The 21,605-nt window shown below is 67.4% G+C and carries 25 protein-coding genes and 1 pseudogene; 15 read left to right on the top strand and 11 right to left on the bottom strand.

Features of this window, described 5'->3' with window-relative positions:
• Window positions 1-53 precede the first annotated feature (53 nt).
• The 9 genes and pseudogenes from ACFOPI_RS17605 to ACFOPI_RS17565 all read left to right on the top strand — a co-directional run bounded on the left by ACFOPI_RS17605 (window position 54) and on the right by ACFOPI_RS17565 (window position 5,019).
• Window positions 54-389, top strand: coding sequence for a DUF4288 domain-containing protein (locus ACFOPI_RS17605; RefSeq protein WP_382176609.1), 336 nt, complete (start codon window positions 54-56; stop codon window positions 387-389).
• A gap of 69 nt (window positions 390-458) precedes the next feature.
• Window positions 459-1,010: a GNAT family N-acetyltransferase gene (locus ACFOPI_RS17600; RefSeq protein WP_382176606.1), complete on the top strand. Its 552-nt coding sequence runs from the start codon at window positions 459-461 to the stop codon at window positions 1,008-1,010.
• Between the two features lie 44 nt (window positions 1,011-1,054).
• Complete coding sequence (locus tag ACFOPI_RS17595) at window positions 1,055-1,594, top strand: hypothetical protein (RefSeq protein WP_382176604.1); 540 nt, start codon at window positions 1,055-1,057, stop codon at window positions 1,592-1,594.
• A gap of 45 nt (window positions 1,595-1,639) precedes the next feature.
• Entirely contained in the window at window positions 1,640-2,080 is a 441-nt protein-coding gene (locus tag ACFOPI_RS17590; protein ID WP_382176601.1) for a hypothetical protein, read from the top strand.
• 128 nt (window positions 2,081-2,208) lie between these two features.
• Window positions 2,209-2,634: a GFA family protein gene (locus ACFOPI_RS17585; RefSeq protein ID WP_382176598.1), complete on the top strand. Its 426-nt coding sequence runs from the start codon at window positions 2,209-2,211 to the stop codon at window positions 2,632-2,634.
• 12 nt (window positions 2,635-2,646) lie between these two features.
• A pseudogene (locus ACFOPI_RS17580) lies at window positions 2,647-3,090 on the top strand (class I SAM-dependent methyltransferase); the annotation flags it as partial.
• Window positions 3,091-3,099: 9 nt separating this feature from the next.
• Window positions 3,100-3,918: a DUF6597 domain-containing transcriptional factor gene (locus tag ACFOPI_RS17575; protein WP_382176595.1), complete on the top strand. Its 819-nt coding sequence runs from the start codon at window positions 3,100-3,102 to the stop codon at window positions 3,916-3,918.
• 80 nt (window positions 3,919-3,998) lie between these two features.
• Window positions 3,999-4,451, top strand: a complete 453-nt coding sequence (locus ACFOPI_RS17570; protein WP_382176592.1) for a VOC family protein — start codon at window positions 3,999-4,001, stop codon at window positions 4,449-4,451.
• Window positions 4,452-4,461: 10 nt separating this feature from the next.
• Window positions 4,462-5,019 carry a dihydrofolate reductase family protein gene (locus ACFOPI_RS17565; protein ID WP_382176589.1) on the top strand — a complete coding sequence of 186 codons (558 nt, stop codon included), beginning with the start codon at window positions 4,462-4,464 and terminating at the stop codon, window positions 5,017-5,019.
• A 26-nt stretch (window positions 5,020-5,045) separates the two neighbouring features.
• Here ACFOPI_RS17565 and ACFOPI_RS17560 read toward each other — a convergent pair whose 3' ends face one another.
• Window positions 5,046-5,804 carry a DeoR/GlpR family DNA-binding transcription regulator gene (locus ACFOPI_RS17560; RefSeq protein WP_382176587.1) on the bottom strand — a complete coding sequence of 253 codons (759 nt, stop codon included), beginning with the start codon at window positions 5,802-5,804 and terminating at the stop codon, window positions 5,046-5,048.
• A gap of 85 nt (window positions 5,805-5,889) precedes the next feature.
• Here ACFOPI_RS17560 and ACFOPI_RS17555 point away from each other — a divergent pair, with 85 nt between their 5' ends.
• Both ACFOPI_RS17555 and ACFOPI_RS17550 read left to right on the top strand, forming a co-directional pair.
• Window positions 5,890-6,510, top strand: coding sequence for an NUDIX domain-containing protein (locus ACFOPI_RS17555; protein ID WP_382176584.1), 621 nt, complete (start codon window positions 5,890-5,892; stop codon window positions 6,508-6,510).
• Between the two features lie 99 nt (window positions 6,511-6,609).
• Window positions 6,610-7,449: a DUF3047 domain-containing protein gene (locus ACFOPI_RS17550; protein WP_382176581.1), complete on the top strand. Its 840-nt coding sequence runs from the start codon at window positions 6,610-6,612 to the stop codon at window positions 7,447-7,449.
• A gap of 6 nt (window positions 7,450-7,455) precedes the next feature.
• On the opposite strand, the gene ACFOPI_RS17545 is transcribed toward ACFOPI_RS17550, so the two are convergent.
• Genes ACFOPI_RS17545 through ACFOPI_RS17535 form a run of 3 tightly spaced genes read right to left on the bottom strand, consistent with a single transcriptional unit; the run spans window position 7,456 to window position 9,632 of the window.
• Window positions 7,456-8,145, bottom strand: a complete 690-nt coding sequence (locus ACFOPI_RS17545; protein WP_382176578.1) for a hypothetical protein — start codon at window positions 8,143-8,145, stop codon at window positions 7,456-7,458.
• A gap of 21 nt (window positions 8,146-8,166) precedes the next feature.
• Window positions 8,167-8,613 (bottom strand): type II 3-dehydroquinate dehydratase, encoded by a 447-nt coding sequence (locus ACFOPI_RS17540; RefSeq protein ID WP_382177217.1) that lies wholly within the window; start codon window positions 8,611-8,613, stop codon window positions 8,167-8,169.
• 11 nt (window positions 8,614-8,624) lie between these two features.
• Window positions 8,625-9,632 (bottom strand): TRAP transporter substrate-binding protein, encoded by a 1,008-nt coding sequence (locus ACFOPI_RS17535; RefSeq protein ID WP_382176575.1) that lies wholly within the window; start codon window positions 9,630-9,632, stop codon window positions 8,625-8,627.
• Between the two features lie 112 nt (window positions 9,633-9,744).
• Between ACFOPI_RS17535 and ACFOPI_RS17530 the strand changes: the two genes are divergently transcribed.
• A complete protein-coding gene (locus ACFOPI_RS17530) occupies window positions 9,745-10,536 on the top strand; it encodes an IclR family transcriptional regulator (protein ID WP_382176572.1) in 792 nt (263 codons plus the stop codon).
• 18 nt (window positions 10,537-10,554) lie between these two features.
• Here ACFOPI_RS17530 and ACFOPI_RS17525 read toward each other — a convergent pair whose 3' ends face one another.
• Window positions 10,555-11,505, bottom strand: a complete 951-nt coding sequence (locus tag ACFOPI_RS17525; RefSeq protein WP_382176569.1) for a LysR family transcriptional regulator — start codon at window positions 11,503-11,505, stop codon at window positions 10,555-10,557.
• 115 nt (window positions 11,506-11,620) lie between these two features.
• On the opposite strand from ACFOPI_RS17525, the gene ACFOPI_RS17520 reads away from it, so the two are divergent.
• Together ACFOPI_RS17520 and ACFOPI_RS17515 are read left to right on the top strand one after the other, a co-directional pair.
• On the top strand, window positions 11,621-12,220 hold the full coding sequence (locus ACFOPI_RS17520) for an FMN-dependent NADH-azoreductase (RefSeq protein ID WP_382176566.1): 600 nt from the start codon (window positions 11,621-11,623) through the stop codon (window positions 12,218-12,220).
• Window positions 12,221-12,287: 67 nt separating this feature from the next.
• Window positions 12,288-13,169: a pirin family protein gene (locus ACFOPI_RS17515; protein WP_382176563.1), complete on the top strand. Its 882-nt coding sequence runs from the start codon at window positions 12,288-12,290 to the stop codon at window positions 13,167-13,169.
• Window positions 13,170-13,176: 7 nt separating this feature from the next.
• Here ACFOPI_RS17515 and ACFOPI_RS17510 read toward each other — a convergent pair whose 3' ends face one another.
• From ACFOPI_RS17510 to ACFOPI_RS17495, 4 genes are all read right to left on the bottom strand, one after another.
• Window positions 13,177-14,607 (bottom strand): phospholipase D-like domain-containing protein, encoded by a 1,431-nt coding sequence (locus ACFOPI_RS17510; protein WP_382176560.1) that lies wholly within the window; start codon window positions 14,605-14,607, stop codon window positions 13,177-13,179.
• Window positions 14,607-15,320, bottom strand: coding sequence for a YebC/PmpR family DNA-binding transcriptional regulator (locus tag ACFOPI_RS17505; protein WP_382176557.1), 714 nt, complete (start codon window positions 15,318-15,320; stop codon window positions 14,607-14,609). Before ACFOPI_RS17505 ends, ACFOPI_RS17510 begins: the two co-directional genes overlap by 1 nt.
• A gap of 83 nt (window positions 15,321-15,403) precedes the next feature.
• The gene (locus ACFOPI_RS17500) at window positions 15,404-17,554 is read right to left on the bottom strand and encodes a xanthine dehydrogenase family protein molybdopterin-binding subunit (protein ID WP_382176554.1); all 2,151 of its coding nucleotides are present in this window, start codon (window positions 17,552-17,554) and stop codon (window positions 15,404-15,406) included.
• 2 nt (window positions 17,555-17,556) lie between these two features.
• Window positions 17,557-18,021: a (2Fe-2S)-binding protein gene (locus ACFOPI_RS17495; protein ID WP_382176551.1), complete on the bottom strand. Its 465-nt coding sequence runs from the start codon at window positions 18,019-18,021 to the stop codon at window positions 17,557-17,559.
• 184 nt (window positions 18,022-18,205) lie between these two features.
• Here ACFOPI_RS17495 and ACFOPI_RS17490 point away from each other — a divergent pair, with 184 nt between their 5' ends.
• Complete coding sequence (locus ACFOPI_RS17490) at window positions 18,206-19,462, top strand: Hsp70 family protein (RefSeq protein ID WP_382176548.1); 1,257 nt, start codon at window positions 18,206-18,208, stop codon at window positions 19,460-19,462.
• 21 nt (window positions 19,463-19,483) lie between these two features.
• On the opposite strand, the gene ACFOPI_RS17485 is transcribed toward ACFOPI_RS17490, so the two are convergent.
• A complete protein-coding gene (locus tag ACFOPI_RS17485; protein ID WP_382176546.1) occupies window positions 19,484-19,906 on the bottom strand; it encodes an NIPSNAP family protein in 423 nt (140 codons plus the stop codon).
• Window positions 19,903-21,597 (bottom strand): FAD-dependent oxidoreductase, encoded by a 1,695-nt coding sequence (locus tag ACFOPI_RS17480; RefSeq protein WP_382176544.1) that lies wholly within the window; start codon window positions 21,595-21,597, stop codon window positions 19,903-19,905. Before ACFOPI_RS17480 ends, ACFOPI_RS17485 begins: the two co-directional genes overlap by 4 nt.
• Window positions 21,598-21,605 lie beyond the last annotated feature (8 nt).

Raw genomic sequence — 21,605 nt, 5'->3', positions numbered from 1 at the left:
CGCACAGGCAAACCAACTCAGCCGGATCTGTGGGATACGCGGAGTTAGCCAACATGGAACGAGAGTGGTACGCCGTGAAGGGGCTGTTCCGTTGGTACTTCAAGTCCGATGGTTCTACGGATAGTGTGGAAGAACGTGTGCTTTTGTTTTTGGCCTCGAACTTCGACGAGGCACTTGCCATGGCAGAGTCAGAGGCACAGGTGTACTGCGCAGACGACCCGAAGGCAAACTTCAGTATTGAGTCGATGGGCTGGTGGGATGCATATCGTGTGGAGGAAGAGCCCAGCTCAGGGGTCGAGGTGTATTCGCGGCTCTCAAAGACAAGTCTTTCTGCCGATGCATTCATACGCCGCTACTACCCACGAAGCCATGATGAGCATGTTGTTTAGTTGGTCTTTCGACACTGGCCTCTGCAACTGAAAGGTTGTCGCCAATGGTCGACACCGGCCCAAAACCCCATGCCCGAAGACTTCATCTACCTCCGCGCGACCACCGCTGACGCCCTGCCCCTTAGCACACTCGCAACGCAGGTCTTCCTCGACACCTACGCCACCCAAGGCATCAACAACGCCCTTGCCCGGGAAGTGGCCACGGTCTACTCCGCCGAGGTGTTTGAACGGCGGTTGCGGGATTCCGCTGCCGAGCTGTGGATGGTCGAAGCCGGCGGGTACACGGTAGGTTTCGTGGACATTGCCTTTGCCACCAGCTGCCCGGTTCCTAGCGTGCACGGCGCCGAGGTGTCCCGGCTGTACGTGCAGCGCCCGTTCCTGCGCCGTGGCCTGGGGCGCGCACTGATGGCCAAGGCCGAAGCGTCGGCGCGTGCACGGGGCCTGGATGCGATCTGGCTCGCCGCCTGGGCCGGCAACCACGGTGCTCTGGCGTTCTACCAGTCGGAGGGCTTCCGGGACATCGGGGCTACGGAATATGTCATCAATGGCGAGGGCTATGAGAACCGTGTGCTCTGCAAGCCAATGCTTCACGATGGGACCCAGGGTGAGTGGTGCGAGTAGAAGTACGCGATCCAATCAAACCAATCCAGAGCAAAGGAGCACCAATGCCTGTTCCACAAAACAAAGAAGACCTGACAAAACTCTTCCGCGAGCTGGGCGCTCGAAACCCTGAAGCCTGGGCATCCTCGCAAGTGTCAGAAGGCATTCATCAACTGCATCGATTTCTGTTTCTCCGCCAGGCATGGGCGCGAGTGGTTTCGGAGAGCGACGACACTTGGATTGACAAGCAAGTGTCCGAATCCGAGCGGTATGCGGATGGACCCTACGCGGGCGTCGGGCAGGCCATTCATCGAATGCTCGCCGCTGGGGTTGCCCGAGAAGATATCGTTGATCTGGCTCGTGGCATGCAAGCCCAGTTGCTCTTTGATATCTGCTACCTGCTGGACGGGCCGGAGGATTCCGAGCCGGGTGTCGAAGACGTCGGCTGGGCGCTGGTTGAGACCGACAACGAGTCAGAGCCAACGAAGCAGATGATGTCGTGCCTGCACGAGTCAGTACTGGTCACTGACCCTACTGGAAGAGAAATGCGGCCGAGGGGCAGTCAAGTCGATAGCCGGTCGCCAGAGGCTCCCGGCCCTCTATAAGCCCAGAACCCCGGTTTGTCTCAACCTGAACAAAGACTTCACAACATGCGTCGGCTCATCACTGTCATTGCCCTTTCGACAAGCGTGCTCCTTTCCCAGGTTGCATGCGCCACACCACCGAATGCAGACCCCGATGGAGAGCTGAAGGCCATGCGCAAGGTGCCCGCCCTCGCATGGTTGGACGCCAACAAGAATCCATATGCACTTGCTTCCAACAGGTTTGGCTCCACCGCCAACGCACGGGAGTTTGTGAAGGAGCTTCATCGTCTGGGTGCAGCGCAGGTGTTCGTTGCTGATCCAAGAGACGACGAGCACACCGTCAAACAGGAAGGTGGCCCATACGCGGACACCCTGATCGTCAGCCTGCCAAAGGAGAAATCTGCGCGCGCAGCTCTCTTCAGGGTGTTTGCCGTAGAGGCGAAACGAGAAGGCTTTTCTGTTGAGCGAGACGTCGGGCAAGGCTTGGTCTTGCTGTGGTGGGACTAACGCACGTCATCGACGGCGTGGGCTATGGGAACCGTGTGCTCTGCAAGCCGTTGGCCCGGTAGACGCAAGCCCTTCCGGTCTGTAGGCTCTCCCGCAGATGCCGAATTTGAAACTGACAAGGAGCTCACATGAAGTCATTCACCGGTGGTTGTCTCTGTGGCGCCATTCGATACGAGATCAACGCAGAGGCCGGTCCATCCAGGATCTGCTGGTGCAGGGACTGCCAGAAGATCGCGTCCAACGGAACGGTCAACGTCGTCTTCCCCAGCGATGCCATCCAGATCACTGGAGCGCCGGGCCAGCACGAGAAGACGGCCGACAGCGGCAACACGGTGACCCGCCGCTTCTGCCCAAGCTGCGGCACCCAACTGTTCTCCGACTCCAGTGGTCGCCCGGGCCTGACGGTGGTTCGGGTGGGCACGCTGGACGAGCCATCGGCGGTCAAACCCATCACCAACATCTGGGTGGCCAGTGCACCCAGCTGGGCTTGCGTTGATCCATCGTTGGAGCAATTCGAAGGTGCTCCGGTGGTGGCTCCGCAGCCGAAGGCGTGATGCACCACCTTTCCATCGGGAGAACGTCGAATGGCGTCCACGGTCTCCGAGCGCATCCTCCAAGCCATTGACGCCCTGCCCCTGCGCCCGGGCGTGCGTGTCCTCGAGATCGGATGTGGCCCGGGCGTTGCTGCAAGGGAAATCGTTCGTCGCTACCCCGATGCGTTCGTGCTCGGCATCGACCGTTCGGCAGCGGCCATCCGGCAGGCACTCGCCGGGTCCAAACAGGAAGTAAACCTCGGGCAGTTGGACTTTCGGGTCGCGGCCGCCGAATCCTTTGCCTTGCAGGCTGGCGAGTCTCCATTCGACCTGGCGTTCGCCCTCCGGGTCGGCGCTTTCGATGGGCGGCATCCAGAGGCCGGGCGGATGGCCTTGCCGCGGGTGGCTGCGGCTTTGGTGCCGGGTGGCCGCTTCTTCATTGACGGAGGCAGCCCGCTGCGGGAGCTGCAAACCTAGAGGCGGATGATGCTGCTTTCCCTTCAACCATCGCCTCCCCTGCGGCCCTTCATCGACTGCTACTGGCACAGCGTGCGTGGCCCCTTGCCGCACACCCGCGAAAGCATGCTGCCGACCGGCTGCGCCGACATCGTCGTGCCCTTGCTGCAGGACCACCTGATTCGCTATGGCACCGAACCTGGCGCCGGCATGCGGCGCTTGCGCGGCGCCATCGTGCAGGGTCCGTCCGACCGGTTTTTCGTGCGAGGAACCGAAGGCCCGTCTGCGGTGGTCGGCGTGCATTTCGCTCCTGGCGGTGCAGCCGTTTTCTTCGGGGGTGCACTTTCCGAACTGCGCAACCGCACCGAGCGGCTCGAAGACCTTTGGGGGCCGGCCGCCGCCGATCTGCGCGAACAACTGCAGGCTGCGGCGACACCGCATCGGGCTCTGAAATGGCTGGACACCTGGTTTCTCCGGCGGCTGACCAACGCCGCGCCGGCCGATCCGCTGGCGGCCATGGCAGTCGCCACTTTCCGGCGAGATCCCACGAGGGCGCGCGTGCAGCCCGTGATGCAGGAAGCCGGCTGCTCCCCCGAACAGTTCATCCGCCGATTCGAACGCGCCGTGGGGCTGACGCCCAAACGCTTTGCAAGCGTCACACGCTTCGGGGCGGTGCTGCCCTTGATTGCGAAATCAGGGCCTCAGAACTGGGCCCAGGTCGCCGCCAGCGCCGGCTATTTCGACCAGTCACACCTTATCCGCGAGTTCCGGCACATGTCGGGGCTTCGGCCCGGTGCCTATGCACCAGTGAGCGCCGACCAACCCACGCACGTGGCCCTGGCGCGCTGAAAAATATCCAATACGCCACCCCTCGTCGTCCTGCAGACTGCGGTCCCCGCGGCCGGTCGCCGCAGCAAAGGAGAAGTGACATGAACCCGATCCACGAAGTGTTTCCCTACCTCATGGTGCGCGACGCACAGGCCGCAATCACCTTCTATCAGCAGGCGTTTGGCGCCACCGAGTTGTTCCGCCTGGTCGAACCGTTGGGCCGCATCGGCCATGCCGAACTGCAGCTCGGCCCGGCGGTGCTGATGGTCTGCGACGAGTTCCCGGAATACGGCATGCGCGGACCACAGGGCGACGGCTTCACCGGCTGCACGATCCACCTGCACGTCGACAACGCCGACGCCATGGCCGAGCGAGCCGCGGCGGCCGGCGCCAAGGTGCTGATGCCGCCCACAGACCAGTTCTACGGGGAACGCTCGTGCCGGCTGCGCGACCCCTTCGGACACACATGGCTGCTGGGCCATTCCATCGAGAAGCTTGAACCCGACGAGATGCAGCGTCGATACACCGCCCTGATGACCGGACAGGACCGCTGACAGAAGCACCATGGGACTCCTGACCTTCAGCATCAACGTCACTCTGGACGGCTGCGTCGACCACCGGGAAGGCATCGCCGACGAGGAGACCCACGCTTTCTTCACGCGCCTCATGGACGGGTGCGGAGCGATGCTGTGGGGCCGCACCACCTACGAGATGATGGAAAGTTACTGGCCGGCGGTGGCCCGCGGCGAAGTCGTGGCGCCACCCGCGGTGCGCGAATGGGCGAACAAGCTGGAGGTAAAGCCGAAGTACGTGGTGTCGTCGACGCGCAAGGACTTCCCGTGGACCCACAGCCACCACCTCGCCGGTGACCTGCGCACGGCCGTGCAGGCACTCAAGGCCGCGACCCCGGATGGCGTGCTCGTCGGCAGCGGCCGGCTCGCCACCGCACTCGACCGGCTGGATCTGATCGACGAGTACCAGCTGCTCGTGCACCCCAGGATTGCCGGCCACGGCCCGAGGCTGTACGAGGGTGGGCTGCCCGGCACGCGTCGGCTTGACTTGCTCTCATCGACGCCGCTGCGCTGCGGCGCGGTCGCCATGCACTACCGGCGCGGGCGCTGACCGAGTCGTCCGAGGGCCGGGCGCAGTCAGGCCGCCTTCTGCACCGCCACGCCCCCCGCCCGCAGGGCCGCCACCGTCTTGGGCTTCGTATCGGCGGGCACCACCAGCAGCGACAGCGCCTTCGTCGGCGCGATGACGAACGCCGAAGCGCTGAGCAGCTTTTCGCTGGAGGCGAGCACCACGGTTTCCGCCGCGCGGGCGTGCAGCGCGCGTTTCACGTCGGCCTCTTCGGCGTCGCCGGTGCTCAGCCCCGCCTCGGGGTGCACGCCGGTCACGCCCAGGAAGAACAGGTCGGCCCGGTAGCGCGCCGCCGCTTCGATGACCGACGCGCCGACGTTCACCATGGAATGCCGGAACAGCCGGCCGCCGAGCACGATGATCTCGATGTGCCGGTGTCCAGCCAGTTCCACGGCCACGTTGGGGCTGTGGGTGACGACCGTGGCGCGCAGGTCGGCCGGCAGCTGCCGCGCCACCTGGATGGCGGTGGTGCCGCCGTCGAGCATCACCACCTGGCCGGGCTTGATGAGCTGTGCGCCGAATCGCCCCAGCGCCTGCTTCTCATCGGACGACACCTGTTGCCTCACCCGCAGGTCGCCCGTGGCCGCGGACGCGGGCAACGCCCCGCCGTGCACACGCTGCAGCTTGCCCTGCTGCGCCAGCTCGCGCAGGTCGCGGCGGATGGTGTCTTCGGAAGTGCCGAGCTCCACGGCCAGTTCCCCGGCCACGATCTGACCGTGCATGGCGAGGCGGCTGAGGATGAGCTGTTTGCGCTGGGCGGTGAGCATGAGGGTCTTGTGGTGATGTCTTGTGCGACGAAGTCGGGCGCGCTACGATTGCACGATATTACACGACACTGCACGAAATTAAACAATGACCAGACCCCACCACCGAGAGCTCCCGCTGCCCGCGAACGAGCGCGTGCGCATCGTCGAACAGCGCGTGCTGGCCGACGACTGGTTCGTGCTGAAGAAGAACACCTTCGACTACCGCCACAGCAACGGGCGCTGGCAGCGGCTGCAGCGCGAAACCTACGACCGCGGCGACGGCGCGGCGCTGCTGCTGTTCAACCGGGCGCGGGGCACGGTGGTGCTGACGCGCCAGTTCCGTTTTCCGGCCTACGCCAACGGCCTGGCCGACGGCATGCTGGTGGAAGCCTGCGCCGGCCTGCTGGACAACGAGGCACCGGAGGTCGCCATCCGGCGCGAGGTGCAGGAAGAAACCGGGTTTGCGGTGCGCATGCCGCGCAAGGTGTTCGAGGCCTTCATGAGCCCGGGGTCGGTCACCGAGCGGCTGCACTTCTTCGTGGCGGAATACGAGGCCGGGGACCGCGTGAACCAAGGCGGCGGCGACGCCAGCGAGGGCGAGGACATCGAGGTGATCGAGCTGCCGCTGGACCGGGCCCTGGCCATGATCGGCCGCGGCGAGATCCAGGACGGCAAGACCATCATGCTGCTGCAGCACGCGGCGCTGGTGGGGCTGGAGCGCTTGTAGGGGCTGTCCAACCGGGCGGCACAACTCGTAACCCACCCAACCCGGGCCGCGGCGTCACAATATGCCCCGGCTTTTTCGCCGCTGCCCCTCGCGTCTCTCATGTCTTCTGCTTTCTCCCCTCGCTCGTCCCGCCTCTGGGGCCCCCTACTGGCCCTCATCCTGAGTGCCTGCGCCAGCGCCCCGTCCCCCTCGGCCGGAGGTGCCGACGACACCACCGCAGAAGCCGACGAGGCCAGCCCCAAGCAGCGCCCGGTGATCCTCGACGGCACCGCCTGGCAGGCCAGCAACCACATCGACGGGGCCGCGCCGGCCACGCACTGGGAGCATCAGGTGTTTGTAAGCCGCCGGCCCACGCGCTACCAGGCCACCGAACACGAAGGCCGACCGGCCGTGCGGGCCGAAGCCATGGGCTCCAACAGCACGCTGAACCTGCTGCTCAAGCCCGCCCCCGGCGCGCAAGCCAAGCGCCTGCACTTCTCTTTGTTCGTGCCGGCGCTGAACCCGGCGTTCAACCTGGGTGAAAAGGGCGAGGACGATTCGGTGGCGCGGCTCATCCTGAGCTTCGACGGCGACCGCTACAACGGCACCTGGAAGGCGCGCGACCACATCGTCTCGGAGCTGTCGGGCCTGATCGCCGGCAAGCCCCTGCCCTACGCGTCGATCATGTATGTGTGGGACAACCGCTACCCGGCCGGCACCGTGATCCCCAACCCCTACACCGGGCGCATCCGCCAGATCGTGGTGGAGTCGGGGCCGGCGCGGCTGAACCAGTGGGTGGACTTCGACCGAGATGTGGAGGCAGACTTCCGGCTGGCCTTCGGCGAAGCGCCGGGGCCGATGATCGGCCTGGGCCTGATGACCGATTCGAACAATTCGGGGGCTGCGGTCACGGCCTGGTACGGGCCGCTGCAGCTGACGATGTCGGCGCCGGCGAACTGAGCCTGCTCAGCTGGCGCCGTCCAGCCCCGCCAGCCGCCGGTCGAGCTGGAAGCAGGCGCTGAAGAGCTGGCTGTCGCTCACGCCCGCAGTCGCCAGCTCACCGTTCAGCAAGGTCTCCAGCGCCGCCTCTGCGGCCGCCGCGTGCAGCGCCTCGACCACCAGCACGCCGTCGAACACGCCCTCTGCGCTGCGGCGCATGGACTTCTCCTTGGTCTGCACACCGGTGCCGGCCGCGTCCACCTGCATCAGCCAGACCTGGGCCACGGCGTCCAGCGCCGCGACCTTCTGCACCAGCGCCTGCTGTGCCTCAGCGCCCTGCAGGCCCGCGGCTGCGAGGTCCAGCCGCAGCGGCGCCACCACCGACCCACAGCCCAGCCCGGCGCGCGCCACCACCGGCCCGCCGCCGCGCGCGAAGTTCTGCAGGATGGGCATGGTGCGCTGCGACCAGGGCGTGGGCGCGTTCAGCCGCGCCAGGTACGAGGGGCCGGCGAGCACGCCCGTGTCCTGCAGCTCGTAGGTGATGAAGAAGCGGCGCTTGCCGCCGGCCTCGGCGCGGAACACGCGGCCCGAGAGGAAGCCGTCCACGCCGACGCGCTCCAGCACATGTTCGCGCGTGAGCCAGTGCAGGTAGTCGGTTTCCTGGCCGGGTTCGATGTCGCTCCAGATGGCGAGCTGGGCGTGTCCGCGGTGGGTCATGGTGTCTCCTTGGGTGTGATGTCAGCGACCCTCAGTGTCGCGCAACAGCTCGACCAGCGCACGCAGGCCAGCGGTGTACGAACGCCAGCCCAGACCCTGCACCGTGCCGCGCACGGCGGGCGAAATGATGGAGTGCGAGCGCCAGGGTTCGCGCGCCGCGATGTTGGACAGGTGCACCTCGATCACCGGGAAGGGCATGGCCTTGATCGCGTCGTGCAGCGGCACGCCGTGCTGCGTGAGCCCGGCAGGATTGAGCAGTGCGCCCTGCACCGTGTCGATGCGCTCGTGCAGCTTGTCGATCAGCACGCCTTCGTGGTTGGACTGCAGGATCTCCAGGCTCACGCCCAGCTCGGCGGCCAGGGCTTCCAGGCGCTCGTTGATCTGCGCCAGGGTGGTGCTGCCGTAAATGTGGGGCTCGCGGCGACCGAACAGGTTGAGGTTGGGTCCGTGCAGGATGAGGATCTGGATCATGGCGGCGCTCAGAACTTGGAGACGCGTTCGAGTTCGCTCTTGAAGAGGCTCATCACGGCCGGATCGTAGGCCGCGGCGAACTTGTCGTAGACCGGCCTGACCGCGGTGCGCATGCGTTCCAGCTCGGCCGGGGCGATCTCGTTGTAGAGCATGCCCTTGGCCTTGAGCTCGCCAACGGCCTTGGCGGCGGCCTCGCGGCTGACCACGCGCTGGTAATTCTGTGCCTCGATCGCGGCGTCCTGAAGCAGCTTCTGCTCGGCTGGCGAGAGCTTGTCCCAGAAGCGCTTGCTGATCTGCACCGGGTTGGTCGCGTAGACGTGGTTCGTCGCGCTGACGTACTTGTTCACCTCGTAGAACTTGCTCGACAGGATCACCGAGAACGGGTTCTCCTGCCCGTCGACCGTCTTGTTCTCCAGCGCGCCGTACAGCTCTGCGAAGGGCATCGGGATCGGATTGGCCTTGAAGGTCTTGAAGGTCTCCAGGAACACCGGGTTGGGGATCACGCGCAGCTTCAGGCCGTCCAGGTCTTCGGGCTTGGTGACGGGCCGCTTGCCGTTGGTGACGTTGCGAAAGCCCAGATCGAAGAAGCCCAGCACGACGACGCCCTTCTCGGCCAGCTTGCCGCCGAGCAGCTTGCCCAGCGGGCCGTCGACCATCGCGTCGGCCTGGCGCGCGTTGCCGAACAGGAAGGGAAAGTCGAAGACGCCAAATTCCTTGACGACGCCAGCCAGCGAGGTGGTCGATGCCACCAGCATCTCCTGCACGCCGCCTTGCAGCGCCGCCTGCTGCTGCAGCTCGTTGCCGAGCTGGCTGCTGGGGTACTCCTGCACCTTGATCTTGCCGCCGCTCCTGGCGGCCACAAGTTCGGCGAACTTCTTCACGCCAGTGCTGGTGGGGTGGTCGGTGTTGTTGAGGTGACCGAAGCGGATGGTGCGTTCCTGGATGTCCTGGGCCATCGCGGCGCCACCGGCCAGCAGGGCCGCGGCCGCGACGATCAGGGTGAGCGGAAGTTTCATGTCTGTCTCCTGGGTGATGGACCGGCCCGCCCGTTGCGCGCCGTTGCGCCGTATTCTTGGAAGCCGACGGGAAAGTCTTTCCTGACTGGAAACCTGTTTCTCTATCCAAAAAATGAGCCTTGCCCTCGACCGTGGACTGGCCCTGCTGGAACACCTCGCCGCCCACCCGGACGGCGTGCCGCTGGCCTCGCTGGCCGCCGAACTGGACATGCCGCTGAGCGCCTGCCACCGCTTGCTGGCCACGCTGCAGGCGCGTGGCTACGTGCGGCAGGCGCGGGCCCAGGGCGACTACCTGCTGACCACCCGGCTCGCCTCGCTGGGCCTGGGCTATCTGAGTGGTGCGGGCGTGGTGGACATCGCCGAGCCGCTGCTGGAACGGCTGGCGCAGCGCACTGGCGAACTGGTGCGGCTGTCGATCGTCGACGGCGAGCGCCTGACCTGGGTGGCCAAGGCCCAGGGCGTGCGCAAGGGACTGCGCTACGACCCCGACATGGGGCAGGACGCGCGCCTGTCCTGCACCGCCTCGGGCCACGCCTGGCTGCTGACCATGAGCGACGAGGACGCGCTGACGCTGGTGATGCGCCAGGGGCTGGGCGAACCGGCCGACTACGGTCCGAAGGCGCCTACCACCGTCAAGGCGCTGCTGGGTTTCCTGCACGCGGCGCGGGTGCGCGGCTACGCGGTGATCGACGAGGTGTTCGCGCCGGGCATGAGTGCCATCGCGGTGCCGGTGCTGCGGCGCGGCGAGGCCATCGGCGTGATCAGCGTGGCTGGCCCGCGCCAGCGCCTGACGCCCGAGCGCATGCACGAATTCGCGCCCGGGTTGCTGGCCGCCGCGGCAGAGCTCGGTCCGATCTTCAGCACCAACAGCCTGATGGGCCGACCGCCCCTGGGCAAGGGCTGAACGCCTGCAGGCCCGGGTTCAGGCGCGGCTGCGCGCCGAGTCGCAGCGCGCGAGCGCGGCCTTGAGCATGTCGACGAAGGCGCGGGTCTTGGGCGGCACCAGCTTGCGGCCCGGGTAGACCGCCCAGGCCGGCGCTTCGGGCAGGCACCAGTCGGGCAGCACGCGGCGCAGCTGACCGGCGTTCACCGCCTCCTCGGCGAAATGGGTGGGCAGTGCGGCGATGCCGGCGCCGGCGCGCGCCATGCGCATCAGCAGCTCGGGCGAGTTGGCGCTGACCTGCCCGCTCGGCACCGCAGACCAGCGCTCGCTGCCGCGGCTCAGCGGCCAGACCGCCGGCTCGCCGTTGCCGCGCATCAGCCGCAACGCCGTGTGGCCGGCCAGTTCGTCGGGGTGCTGCGGCTCGCCGCGCGATTGCAGGTAGCCCGGCGCGGCATACAGCCCGTTGGCAAACACCGCCAGCCGCGTGGCCACCAGCAGGTTGTCGTCGGGCAACTCGCCCATGCGCACCACCACGTCGAAACCTTCGCCCAGCAGGTCGACCCGGCGCGGCGAAAGGTCCAGGTCGAGCGTGATCGCCGGGTGCAGCGCGGTGAAGGCGGCCAGGCTGTCGGCCAGCATCAGGTTGGCGAAGTCGCTGGGCATGGACACGCGCAGCCGGCCGCTGGGCGCGGCGCGGCGCTGCTCGCGCAGGCTGTGCACCGCCTCCAGCTCGGCCACCACCTGCCGGGCGTGCTCCAGCAGCTGCAGGCCGAACTCGGTGAGCGACTGGCGGCGCGTGGTGCGCAGCAGCAGGCGCTCGCCCATCAGCCGCTCCAGTGCGGCCACGCGGCGCGATACCGTGGATTTGGGCAGGCCCAGCCGCACGGCGGCCTGGCTGAAGCTGCCCAGTTCGGCCACGCGGGCAAAGATGAGCAGGTCGGTCGGCTCTATGGCATCGGGCCCACATTCGCGCAGTGATTGTTCCACCATGGAAACAATCTTATCCATTTCGACGGCTTTTCAGGTGCATTCGCAACCCATAAAGTCGAGTCCATCGGTCAACTACTGATCGTTTTCCGAATCACCCAACTCCTTGGAGCCCGCCATGAAGATTCTGCAGATCAACGCCAGCCCCCGCCGCGAAGCCGGCAATTCCACCAAGCTCGCCAACAGCGTGAGCGAGCGCCTGGTGGCCGCCCACCCGGGCAGCACCGTGACCCTGCGCGACCTGGGCACCACCCCGGTGAGCGTGCTGGACGAGGCCGCCCTGGGCGCCCTGTTCACCCCCGCCGAGCAGCGCAGCGCCGACCAGGCCGCCCTGGTGGCCGAGTACGACGCGCTGATCGCCGAGCTGCAGGCGCACGACGCCATCGTGCTGGGCGTGCCGATGTACAACTTCGGCGTGCCGGTGCAGCTCAAGGCCTGGATCGACGCCGTCGCCCGTGCCGGCGTGACCTTCCGCTACACCGAGAAGGGCCCGGAAGGCCTGGTCAAGGGCAAGACCGTCTACCTGGCGCTGGCCCGTGGTGGCATCTACCGCGACCAGCCGCACGACAGCCAGACGCCCTACCTCAAGACGGTGCTCGGTTTCCTGGGCCTGACCGATGTGCGCCCGATCTACGCCGAAGGCCTGAACATGGGCCCTGAGGCCGCCGCCAAGGGCTTCGCCCAGGCCGAGGCCGACCTGGCCGCCGCCATCGGCTGAGCACACATCCACAGCGGCTGCGCGGGGTGGCCGCTCTTTTCACACCCCGCACCTTCAGGAGAAGTCCATGACCGCCACCTCAACCTCCCGCCTGCAGCAGCCCCGCCGCGTCGAGCGGCTGGTGGCGGGCATCCCTACCTCCGACGGTGCGGGCGTCAAGCTCACCCGCGTGCTGACGCAGAACCTGCAGCGCCGGCTGGACCCGTTCCTGATGCTCGACGCCTTCGGCAGCGACCAGGCCGACGACTACATCGCCGGTTTCCCGGACCACCCGCACCGCGGCTTCGAGACCATCACCTACATGATCGCGGGCCGCATGCTGCATCGCGACAGCGCTGGCCACGAAGGCCTGCTGGAAAACGGCGGCGTGCAGTGGATGACCGCCGGCCATGGGGTGATCCACTCCGAGATTCCGCAGCAGGAAGAAGGTCTGATGGAAGGCTTCCAGCTGTGGCTCAACCTGCCCGCACGCGACAAGCTGTGCGCGCCCTGGTACCGCGATTTCGCGAACGCCGACTTGCCGCAGTTCACCACGCCCGAGGGCGTGGCGGTGACGGTGATCGCCGGAGAGAGTCACGCTGTGACCGGCGCGGTGACCCGCGAGGGCACGCAGCCGCTGTACCTCGACCTGCACCTGGCCGCGGGCTCGCACTTCGAGCAGGCGCTGCCGGGCACGCACAACGCCTTCGTCTACGTCTACCGCGGCGAGGTCAGCGTGGATGGAACGGCGGTGCCGGTGCAGCGCATGGCGCTGCTGGCCAACGACCCGGCCAGCGACGGAGTGCGCATCGAGGCCGCGGCCGGCGCCAGGGTGCTGCTGATCGCCGGCCGGCCGCTGAACGAGCCCATCGCCCAGTACGGTCCGTTCGTGATGAACACCACCGACGAGATCTACCAGGCGCTGGCCGACTTCCGCGACGGCCGCCTGGGCGAGCGCGCCACGGCCTGAGCGGCGGCTACAGCAGGAAGTCCAGAAAGCTGGCGAAGGGCCGGACCATGCGCATCTGGAAGATGGTGTCCGGGTCCGCGCCTTCGATCAGCGCGTCATAGCCGCGCGCCCCCGGGGTGCCGGTGATGGCGCGCGACTGCGCCAGCCGCGCCTTCAGGCTCGCTGTCATCGCCGCCGCCAGCTCCGGGTTGTCGCGGCAGATCACGATCAGCTCGGAATTGAGGTTGGCCGAGCGCGGGTCCATGTTGTAGGTGCCGACGACCACCGTGCGGTTGTCGAACACGGCGCGCTTGGCGTGCACGCCCCAGCGTTCGGACGCGGGCGGGCGCTGGTTCTGTTTCAGCGGCCGGCCGTCGTAGCCCCAGACCTCCAGGTTCGCCAGCGAAAAACGGTCCAGCGAATCGGCCAGGCTGGCCACGGCGTAGAACGCGTCGGTGGAATGCAGGGTGTTGGTGAGGAACTGCAGCCTCACGCCGCGCTGCAGCACACCCTGCATCAGCGCCACGCCGTCGTCGCGCAGCACCAGGTATGGGCTCTCGACCACGATGTGCTGCTTGGCTTCCTGCACCAGCGAGGCAATCGCCAGGTAGACCTTGCGCCGCTCCACGCCAGAGCCGGGGTAGTCGGTGACGAAGTGCAGGTCGCGGCAGGTGCTGAACCGCGGCGCCGCCGCGTGCTGCCGCAAATCGGCGCTGATGCGCTCTTCGGACACCGTGCGGTTGCCCAGCAGGTTGATGCGGGGCGCACCGGTCTCGTCCACCGCGATGTCCTGCGGGTGGGTCACCCAGTCGGACGCCCAGTACAGCTCGAAGCTGTCGACGATGGCGCCCGCGATCGGCCCCTGGATCAGCAGGTCGCTGTCGAGGAAGTTGTAGTGGTTCGAGAGGTCGAAATAGTCGTTGCCGATGTTGCGGCCACCGATGATGGCCTTCTGCCGGTCCACCACCAGCAGCTTGCGGTGGGTGCGGTGCTGCATGGCGAAGAAGCGCGCGATGCCCGAGGTGTTGTAGTAGCGCACCTGCACACCCGCCTGCTCCAGCGTGCGAGCCACCTGCGGCGCGAGCTTGAACACCGGCATCGCGAAGTCGACCAGGATGCGCACCTTCACGCCCTGCGCCGCCTTGCGCGCCAGCGCCTGGCTGATCAGCCGGCTGGACTCGTCGAGTTCGTAGATGAAGAACTCCAGCTCGATGGACTGCTTGGCTTCCTCGATCAGCTTGAGCCGCGCCGCCAGCGAATCGAAGCCCACGTCCAGCAGGGCCACCGCGTGCGGCTCGCGCGAACGCACATCGATGGCGGCGTGCTGCGGGGCCTGGCCCAGCCACTGGCGCTCGCTCGCTTCCTGGATGCCCAGGAAGGCGATGGCGAACACCACCGGCACACCGATCAGCACGACCAGCAGCGCGATGCCGGTCCACCGGACGAGCCGCCAGACCATCAGGCCCCCAGCCCGGCGAAGATGTTCTGCACGTCGTCGTGTTCGTCGAGCGCGGCGAGAAAGGCTTCCACATCTTCCAACGCCTCGGCGCTCAGGCTGGCCGGGTTCACCGGGTTCTTGGGCTTGTAGCCCAGCTTGGCCGACAGCACGGTGAAGCCCTGGCCCGGCAGAGCACGGCTGACCAGATCAAGGTCGGTCGGGTCGGTGAGGAACGTGCACACGCCCTCGTCGTCCGCGGGCTCGAAGTCCTGCGCGCCGGCCTCGATGGCGGCGAGCTCGGCGTCGGCGTCCTTGTTCGCGGCCTCGGCCTCGATGATGCCCACGTGGTCGAAGTCCCAGGACACCGAGCCGCTGGTGCCCAGCTGGCCCTTGCGGAACAGCACGCGCATCTCGGGTGCGGTGCGGTTCACGTTGTCGGTCAGGCACTCCACCATCACCGGCACCCGGTGCGGCGCAAAGCCCTCATAGATCACGTGTTCGTAGTGCACCGCCTCACCCGTAAGGCCGGCGCCCTTCTTGATGGCGCGCTCCAGCGTGTCCTTGGGCATGGACACCTTGCGCGCCTGCTCCACCACCAGGCGCAGACGGGCGTTGGCCGCGGGGTCGGCGCCGTTGCGGGCCGCAATGATGATGTCCTTGACCAGCTTGCCGAACAGCTTGCCTTTCGCGTTCGCCGCGATGTCCTTGTGTTTGGCTTTCCATTGCGCGCCCATGGGGTGTCCCTTGTGTGTTCGACCGGAGCCCACGAGTTTAGTGGACCCCGGTCGTCACACAGGGAGGCTGGGAGCGCAGGCGCTCAGGCCTTCTTGAGCTGCGCCGTGTCGAAGGGCAGGCTGCGCAGGCGCTTGCCGGTGGCCGCGAAGATCGCGTTCGCCACGGCCGGCGCCACCGGCGGTGTGCCGGGCTCGCCGATGCCGCCCGGCTTCTCGGTGCTCTTGACGATGTGCACCTCGACCTTGGGCATTTCGTTGTGGCGCAGCATGGGGTAGTCGTGGAAGTTGCCCTGCTCGACCCGGCCGTCCTTGAGGCTGATCTTCCCGTACAGCGCCGCGGTCAGGCCGTAGACGATGGCGCCTTCGATCTGGCGTTCGATGATGGTGGGGTTCACCGTCATGCCGCAGTCCACGGCCGCGACCACGCGGTGCACCCTGGGCGTGCCGTCCGCGGCCACCGAGACCTCGGCCACCTCGGCCACGTAGCTTCCGAAGCTCTGCACCACCGCGATCCCGCGGAACACGCCCGCCGGCAGCGGCTTGCCCCAGCCGGCCTTCTCGGCCGCCACTTCGAGCACCTGCTTGTAACGCGGCTGTTTGTCCATCAACGCGCGGCGGAACTCGAACGGGTCCTTGCCCGCGGCATGCGCCATCTCGTCGATGAAGCCTTCCATGAAGAAGCTGTTCTGCGAGTGGCCCACCGAGCGCCAGAACCAGACCTGCGGCCCCGGCTCGCGCCGCCCGTAGGCGATGAGCTGGTTGGGCACGCTGTAGGGGTGGTCGTTGATGCCCTCCATAGCGAAGCTATCGACACCGCTCTCGGGAATCTTCATGAAGCCCGAGGCCGCCATGATGGACGGCGAGCCCACGCCGGCCTTGAGCAGCACCGCCTTGCCCTGCGCGTCCAGGCCACCGGTGAACTTGGCCACCGAAGCCGGGCGGTAGAAGCCGGCGGCCATGTCGTCCTCGCGGGTGTAGACCAGCTTGACCGGCGCACCGCTGATCTTGGACAGCAGGGTCGCGTCGATCACGAAGTCGGGCGCGAAGCGCCGGCCGAAGCCGCCGCCCAGCAGCATGGTGTTGACCTTGACCTTGCCCGGGTCCACCGAAGCCACCTGCGACAGGATGCCCTGCACCGGACCCTGGCTCTGCGTGCCGGCCCAGATTTCCACGCCGTCGGGCTTGACCCAGGCGGTGCAGTTCATCGGCTCCATGCAGGCGTGCGCCAGGTAGGGCGCCTCGTAGGTGGCTTCAACCACCTTGGCTGGGGTGATGCCGGCATCGCCCGCCTTGAGCGCCACCGCATCGGCCTTGCTGGCGCCGTCGGTCAGCATGGCCATGACCTTGGCCGAATCGAGCCCGGCCTTGTCGCCGAAGTCCCAGTCCACCTTGAGCGCGTCGCGGCCCTTCTTCGCCGCCCAGTAGCCGCTGGCCAGCACCGCCACACCGGTCGGCAATGTGATCACCTGCTTCACGCCCTTGACCGCCTTGGCGGCCGTGTCGTCCACCTTGGCCACCTTCACGCCCGGCAGCGGCGCGCGCGCCATCACGGCCACCAGCATGCCCGGCAGGTTCACGTCGATGCCGAACTTGGCCGAACCATTGGTCTTGCCCGCGGTGTCCAGCCGCGCCTTGCGCTGGCCGACGATCTTGAAGTCCTTGGGATCTTTCAGCGCCACCTTCTCGGGCGCCTTCTGTTTCGAGGCCGCCTCGGCGAGCTGGCCGTAGCTCAGCTTCTTGCTGCCATGGATGACCTGGCCCGCCTCGGTGCGGCATTCGGCGGCCGGCACTTTCCACTGCTCGGCCGCGGCCGCCACCAGCATGGCCCGCGCGGTGGCGCCGGCGTTGCGCATCACGTCCCAGTGGCCGCGCACCGTGGTCGAGCCGCCGGTGGCCTGCATGCCGAAGGCCGGATTGTTGAAGGCCTGGCTCACCGGCGCCTGCTCCACGCGCACCTGGGCCCAGTCGGCGTCCAGTTCCTCGGCCATCAACTGCGGGATCGCTGTCAGCACGCCCTGTCCCATCTCCGAACTGCCGCAGACCACGGTGACCCGGTTGTCCGGCGTGATGCGCAGCCAGGCGTTGGGCGTGAAGGCGGTGTCGGTGGCGGCCAGCGCGCGGCCGCTCATCGCGGGCAGGGTGAAGCCGACGACCAGCGCGGCGCCGGAGCCGGCCATGAAGCCGCGGCGGCTGGTCTCGAAGGCGTGGGAATCGTTGTGAACGGTGGTGCTCATGATCAGGCTCCCTGCAGGGCGGTCGCAGCGTCCTTGATGGCCGCCTTGATCTGGTTGTAGGTGCCGCAGCGGCAGATGTTGCCGCTCATGGCCTCGTCGATGTCCTTGTCGGACGGCTTCGGTTTGGCGGTCAGCAGCGCGGTCGCACTCATGATCTGGCCGCTCTGGCAGTAGCCGCACTGTGGCACGTCGTGCTTGACCCAGGCCGCCTGCACCGCCTTGCCGGCCTTGCTGGCACCGATGGCTTCGATGGTGATCACCTTCTTGCCGGTCGCGGCCGACAGCGGGGTGGAGCAGGAGCGCACCGGCTGGCCGTCCAGGTGCACGGTGCAGGCGCCACACAGCGCCATGCCGCAGCCGAATTTGGTGCCGGTCAGTTGCAGGTCTTCGCGCAGCGCCCACAGCAGGGGCATGTCGGGTTCGGCGTCGACAGACGCGACTTTCCCGTTGACAGTGAGGTTCAGCATGGGGTTTGTCTCCTGTGAGGTTCGCCCGGCGATCAAGGCGCCAAGGTCGTGCCCCAATGTAGCGAGCAGCACCTGGACCATTGGCCGGGCAAACCCTTGTCCGACGACGCTGTGGGGACAAGCTGTTCCGTTTCGGGCCACCCGGCGCGGTGGCAGAATGCCGCTCCCCTTGTTGGCCCCTCCCATGCATCCAGACTCCCACGACACCCTCGGCATCGACTTCGGCACCTCCAACTCCGCCATGTCCTGGGCGGCACCCGACGGCTTGTCGCGCCTGATCCCGCTCGAAGGCGACGCCGTCTCCATGCCCACCGCGGTGTTCTTCAACAGTGAAGACCACCGCACACACTTCGGCCGCGACGCCGTGGCCCAGTACCTGGCCGGCACCGAGGGCCGGCTGATGCGCTCGCTCAAAAGCCTGCTGGGCAGCCCGCTGATCCATGAAAGCACCGAGGTGAACCACCGCCCCGTCAGCTTCCTGGAGATCGTGACCACCTTCCTCGCCGAACTGCGCGAGCGTGCCACACGCTCGCTGGGCAGTGCTCCTGAACGGGTCGTCATGGGCCGGCCGGTGCACTTCGTGGACGACGACCCGGCGCGAGACGCGGCGGCCCAGGAGTCGCTGCTGGAAGCCGCACAAGCCGCCGGCTTCCGCGAGGTGCGCTTCCAGCTTGAACCGATCGCCGCCGCGCTGGACCACGAGCGCCGGCTGGACCGTGAGTCCCTGGTGCTCATCGTCGACATCGGCGGCGGCACCTCCGACTTCACCGTCGTGCGGCTGGGGCCTGATCGCATCGCACGGCCCGACCGCACGGACGATGTGCTCGCCACCACCGGCGTGCACATCGGCGGCACCGACTTCGACCACCGGCTCAGCCTGGAACAGGTGATGCCGCTGCTCGGTTACCGGCACCTCGGACCACAGGGCCGCGAAGTGCCCAGCCGCACCTTTTTCGACCTCTCCACCTGGCACCTGATCCAGTGGCTCTACCTGCCCAAGGCGGTCAGCCAGGCACAGTCGCTGCGCGTCAACTACAGCGACGTGCGCCTGCACGAACGGCTGATGCGCGTGCTGCGCGAGCGCCATGGCCACCACATCGCCCACGAGGTTGAGCAGGCCAAGATCCGCTGTTCGATGGCCGACGCCGACACCAGCGTGGACCTGTCCATCGTTGAAGCCGCCCTCACGGCGCCGCTGGGCACGGCCGCGCTGCGCGAGCACCTGGGTGGGCTGCTGGAGCGCACCGTGGTCTGCGCCCAGGAATGTGTGCAGCGCGCCGGCCTGCGAAGCGACCAGCTGAACGCGGTCTACCTCACCGGCGGCTCCTCGGCCCTGCGGCCGTTCCAGCAGACGCTGCGCAATGCGTTCCCGGGGGTGCCACTGATCGAGGGGGATCTTTTTGGTGGGGTGGCGTCGGGGCTGGCGTACACAAGAATCTGAAACGGGCGTGTGGGTGCAGGATCAGCCGTTCCAGCACGGCATGCCCACCGCACGGATCAGCCGCGTTTCCTGCGCCGTGATCAGGTGCGCCGAGGCCTGCAGGTAGGCCGGGAAGTCGGGGTGCGTGTCGCGGGCGTGGCAACGGCGCTCGTAATCGGCCAGGTCCTCGTAGGCCCAGCAGTGCACGAACTGGTTCTGCGGCCCGACCCAGCTGGTCCAGAAGCCGAGCGGGTGACCGAGCGTCTCCATCAGGACGGGCATCGCCAGGCGGTTGAACACGTCCAGGAACTCGGGCATCTTGCGCAAGGTGATGGTGTACGTGCGGTGGTCCACCAGACCTTTGGCCCCCACGCTCCCCCACTGGGTGTGGGTCGCTGCCCCCCGAGGGGGCTGTTTCGCCTTGGGGCGGCCCGGCGGCGAAACGGGCTTGCTCGGCGCGCTCATGGGCGTGCTCCCGCGATGTCGGCAATGTGGTTGCCGGTGACGAAACCAAAGGTCATGTTCGGTCCGTGGGTGATGCCGGCGCCGGGGTAGTTGCCACCCATGATGCTGGCGCGGTCGTTGCCCACGGCGAAGAGGCCGGCAATCGGTGACCCGTCGCGCCGAAGCACCTCGCCCACCACGCTGGTGCGCACGCCATCGAAGGTGCCCAGGTCGCCCATGATCACCTTGACCGCGTAGTACGGCCCGTTCTGAACCGGCGCCACACAGGGGTTGGGCTGGTGGGCCGGGTCGGCCAGGTAGCGGTTGAAGCTGGTGCGACCGCGCCCGAAAGCCGGGTCTTCGCCGCGCGCGGCGCCGACGTTGTAGTCCTTCACCGTCTGCTCCAGGCCGGCCGGGTCGATGCCGCAGTTCTTCGCCAGCTCGGCCAGGGTCTTGCCTTGGACCAGGTAGCCGTTGCGCAGGAACTTGCCGATGGGCATTGGCGCGGGTTTGACGAAGCCCAGGCCGTACTTGGCCAGCGTGGTCTTGTCACAGACCAGCCACATCGCGGTCTCGTCCATGTCCTTGCAGGCCTCGATCATGGCCGCGCCCACGTCGTGGTACGAGTTCGATTCGTTGGTGAAGCGCAGGCCGTTCTTGAGCACCCCGATCACGCCGGGTTTGTATCGGTCCAGCAGGTGCGGGAACACCCCCACCTCGCCGTTGCCGCAGTCGACCTTCGACACCGGCATCCAGGCCGCGCTGTCCTTGAAACGGATGTCGGCCACGCCGCCCGCCTGCTCGGCCAGGGCCACGCCGTCGCCCGTGTTGCCCACGGGTGTGGGCGAGAGGTGCTGGTGGCCGCGCGCCACGTGCGGGTAGGCCTGTGCGATGCGCTTCACGTCGTGCGGGAAGCCACCGCAGGCCAGCACCACGCCATGCCGGGCGGTGAAGGTGGCACTCTCGCTGCGCACGCCCCGCACCGCTTCGCCGTCCATGAGCAGCGACTTCGCGGGGGTGGACGTGAGGATGGGAATGCCCAGATCCAGCGCCGACTTCGCCAGCCGTGCGGCCAGCGCGTTGCCGCTGGTCACCTGGATGCCGCGGCGGTAGAGCGCGAGTTCCTTGAGGTGCGTGGCCAGGCGTTTGGCCACGTAGAGGAACGAGGTGAGCGACTTCGTGGCCTGAAAGAAGTGCTTGAGGTCGGCGTTCGATGAGTTGAACATCATGCCGATGAAGGTGATGGTCTTGAGCGGCGGCTTCAGGCGCGCCATGTCGGCGCCCAGCTCGCGAATGTCGAACGGTTTGGCGAGGATGGAGCGGCCGATGTCCACGCCGCCCGGCACGTCGGGGTGGTAGTCCGGGTAGAGCGTGGGCACGAACTGCATCGCCGTCTCGCGCTCGAAGAACTGAACCATCTTCGGGCCGTTGTCGATGAAGGCACTGACGGCGGCCTCGTCGTAGAACGCGCCGGTCTCTTCCATCATGTAGCGGCGCACGGCCTCGCGCGTGTCGGCCGGGTTCTGCTGCCGGCCGTGGGGCCCGAGCGGAATCCACAGCACGCCGCCCGAGAGCGCCGTGGTACCGCCGAACACCGGCTCCTTCTCCAGCACCACGACGTCGAGGCCGCGCTTCTTCGCGGTGATGGCGCACGCCAGGCCGGCGGCGCCGGAACCCACGACGATCAGGTCGTACTCAGTCTTGTTGTTCATTGGCGTCT

It is taken from the genome of Hydrogenophaga luteola (assembly GCF_042648585.1).
Taxonomy (GTDB): domain Bacteria; phylum Pseudomonadota; class Gammaproteobacteria; order Burkholderiales; family Burkholderiaceae_C; genus Hydrogenophaga; species Hydrogenophaga luteola.
The sequence above is the reverse complement of the archived record's forward strand: the minus strand, read 5'-3'. Positions and strand labels throughout refer to the sequence as shown.

Coding starts and splice junctions, on each gene's coding strand:
- ACFOPI_RS17485 (WP_382176546.1), bottom strand. CDS start 19,906: ATGAGCGCGCCGAGCAAGCCCGTTTCGCCGCCGGGCCGCCCCAAGGCG.
- ACFOPI_RS17510 (WP_382176560.1), bottom strand. CDS start 14,607: ATGGTCTGGCGGCTCGTCCGGTGGACCGGCATCGCGCTGCTGGTCGTG.
- ACFOPI_RS17520 (WP_382176566.1), top strand. CDS start 11,621: ATGAAGATTCTGCAGATCAACGCCAGCCCCCGCCGCGAAGCCGGCAAT.
- ACFOPI_RS17585 (WP_382176598.1), top strand. CDS start 2,209: ATGAAGTCATTCACCGGTGGTTGTCTCTGTGGCGCCATTCGATACGAG.
- ACFOPI_RS17515 (WP_382176563.1), top strand. CDS start 12,288: ATGACCGCCACCTCAACCTCCCGCCTGCAGCAGCCCCGCCGCGTCGAG.
- ACFOPI_RS17545 (WP_382176578.1), bottom strand. CDS start 8,145: ATGACCCACCGCGGACACGCCCAGCTCGCCATCTGGAGCGACATCGAA.
- ACFOPI_RS17590 (WP_382176601.1), top strand. CDS start 1,640: ATGCGTCGGCTCATCACTGTCATTGCCCTTTCGACAAGCGTGCTCCTT.
- ACFOPI_RS17565 (WP_382176589.1), top strand. CDS start 4,462: ATGGGACTCCTGACCTTCAGCATCAACGTCACTCTGGACGGCTGCGTC.
- ACFOPI_RS17480 (WP_382176544.1), bottom strand. CDS start 21,597: ATGAACAACAAGACTGAGTACGACCTGATCGTCGTGGGTTCCGGCGCC.
- ACFOPI_RS17495 (WP_382176551.1), bottom strand. CDS start 18,021: ATGCTGAACCTCACTGTCAACGGGAAAGTCGCGTCTGTCGACGCCGAA.
- ACFOPI_RS17500 (WP_382176554.1), bottom strand. CDS start 17,554: ATGAGCACCACCGTTCACAACGATTCCCACGCCTTCGAGACCAGCCGC.
- ACFOPI_RS17525 (WP_382176569.1), bottom strand. CDS start 11,505: ATGGTGGAACAATCACTGCGCGAATGTGGGCCCGATGCCATAGAGCCG.
- ACFOPI_RS17555 (WP_382176584.1), top strand. CDS start 5,890: ATGACCAGACCCCACCACCGAGAGCTCCCGCTGCCCGCGAACGAGCGC.
- ACFOPI_RS17560 (WP_382176587.1), bottom strand. CDS start 5,804: ATGCTCACCGCCCAGCGCAAACAGCTCATCCTCAGCCGCCTCGCCATG.
- ACFOPI_RS17530 (WP_382176572.1), top strand. CDS start 9,745: ATGAGCCTTGCCCTCGACCGTGGACTGGCCCTGCTGGAACACCTCGCC.
- ACFOPI_RS17600 (WP_382176606.1), top strand. CDS start 459: ATGCCCGAAGACTTCATCTACCTCCGCGCGACCACCGCTGACGCCCTG.
- ACFOPI_RS17505 (WP_382176557.1), bottom strand. CDS start 15,320: ATGGGCGCGCAATGGAAAGCCAAACACAAGGACATCGCGGCGAACGCG.
- ACFOPI_RS17605 (WP_382176609.1), top strand. CDS start 54: ATGGAACGAGAGTGGTACGCCGTGAAGGGGCTGTTCCGTTGGTACTTC.
- ACFOPI_RS17575 (WP_382176595.1), top strand. CDS start 3,100: ATGCTGCTTTCCCTTCAACCATCGCCTCCCCTGCGGCCCTTCATCGAC.
- ACFOPI_RS17490 (WP_382176548.1), top strand. CDS start 18,206: ATGCATCCAGACTCCCACGACACCCTCGGCATCGACTTCGGCACCTCC.
- ACFOPI_RS17535 (WP_382176575.1), bottom strand. CDS start 9,632: ATGAAACTTCCGCTCACCCTGATCGTCGCGGCCGCGGCCCTGCTGGCC.
- ACFOPI_RS17550 (WP_382176581.1), top strand. CDS start 6,610: ATGTCTTCTGCTTTCTCCCCTCGCTCGTCCCGCCTCTGGGGCCCCCTA.
- ACFOPI_RS17570 (WP_382176592.1), top strand. CDS start 3,999: ATGAACCCGATCCACGAAGTGTTTCCCTACCTCATGGTGCGCGACGCA.
- ACFOPI_RS17595 (WP_382176604.1), top strand. CDS start 1,055: ATGCCTGTTCCACAAAACAAAGAAGACCTGACAAAACTCTTCCGCGAG.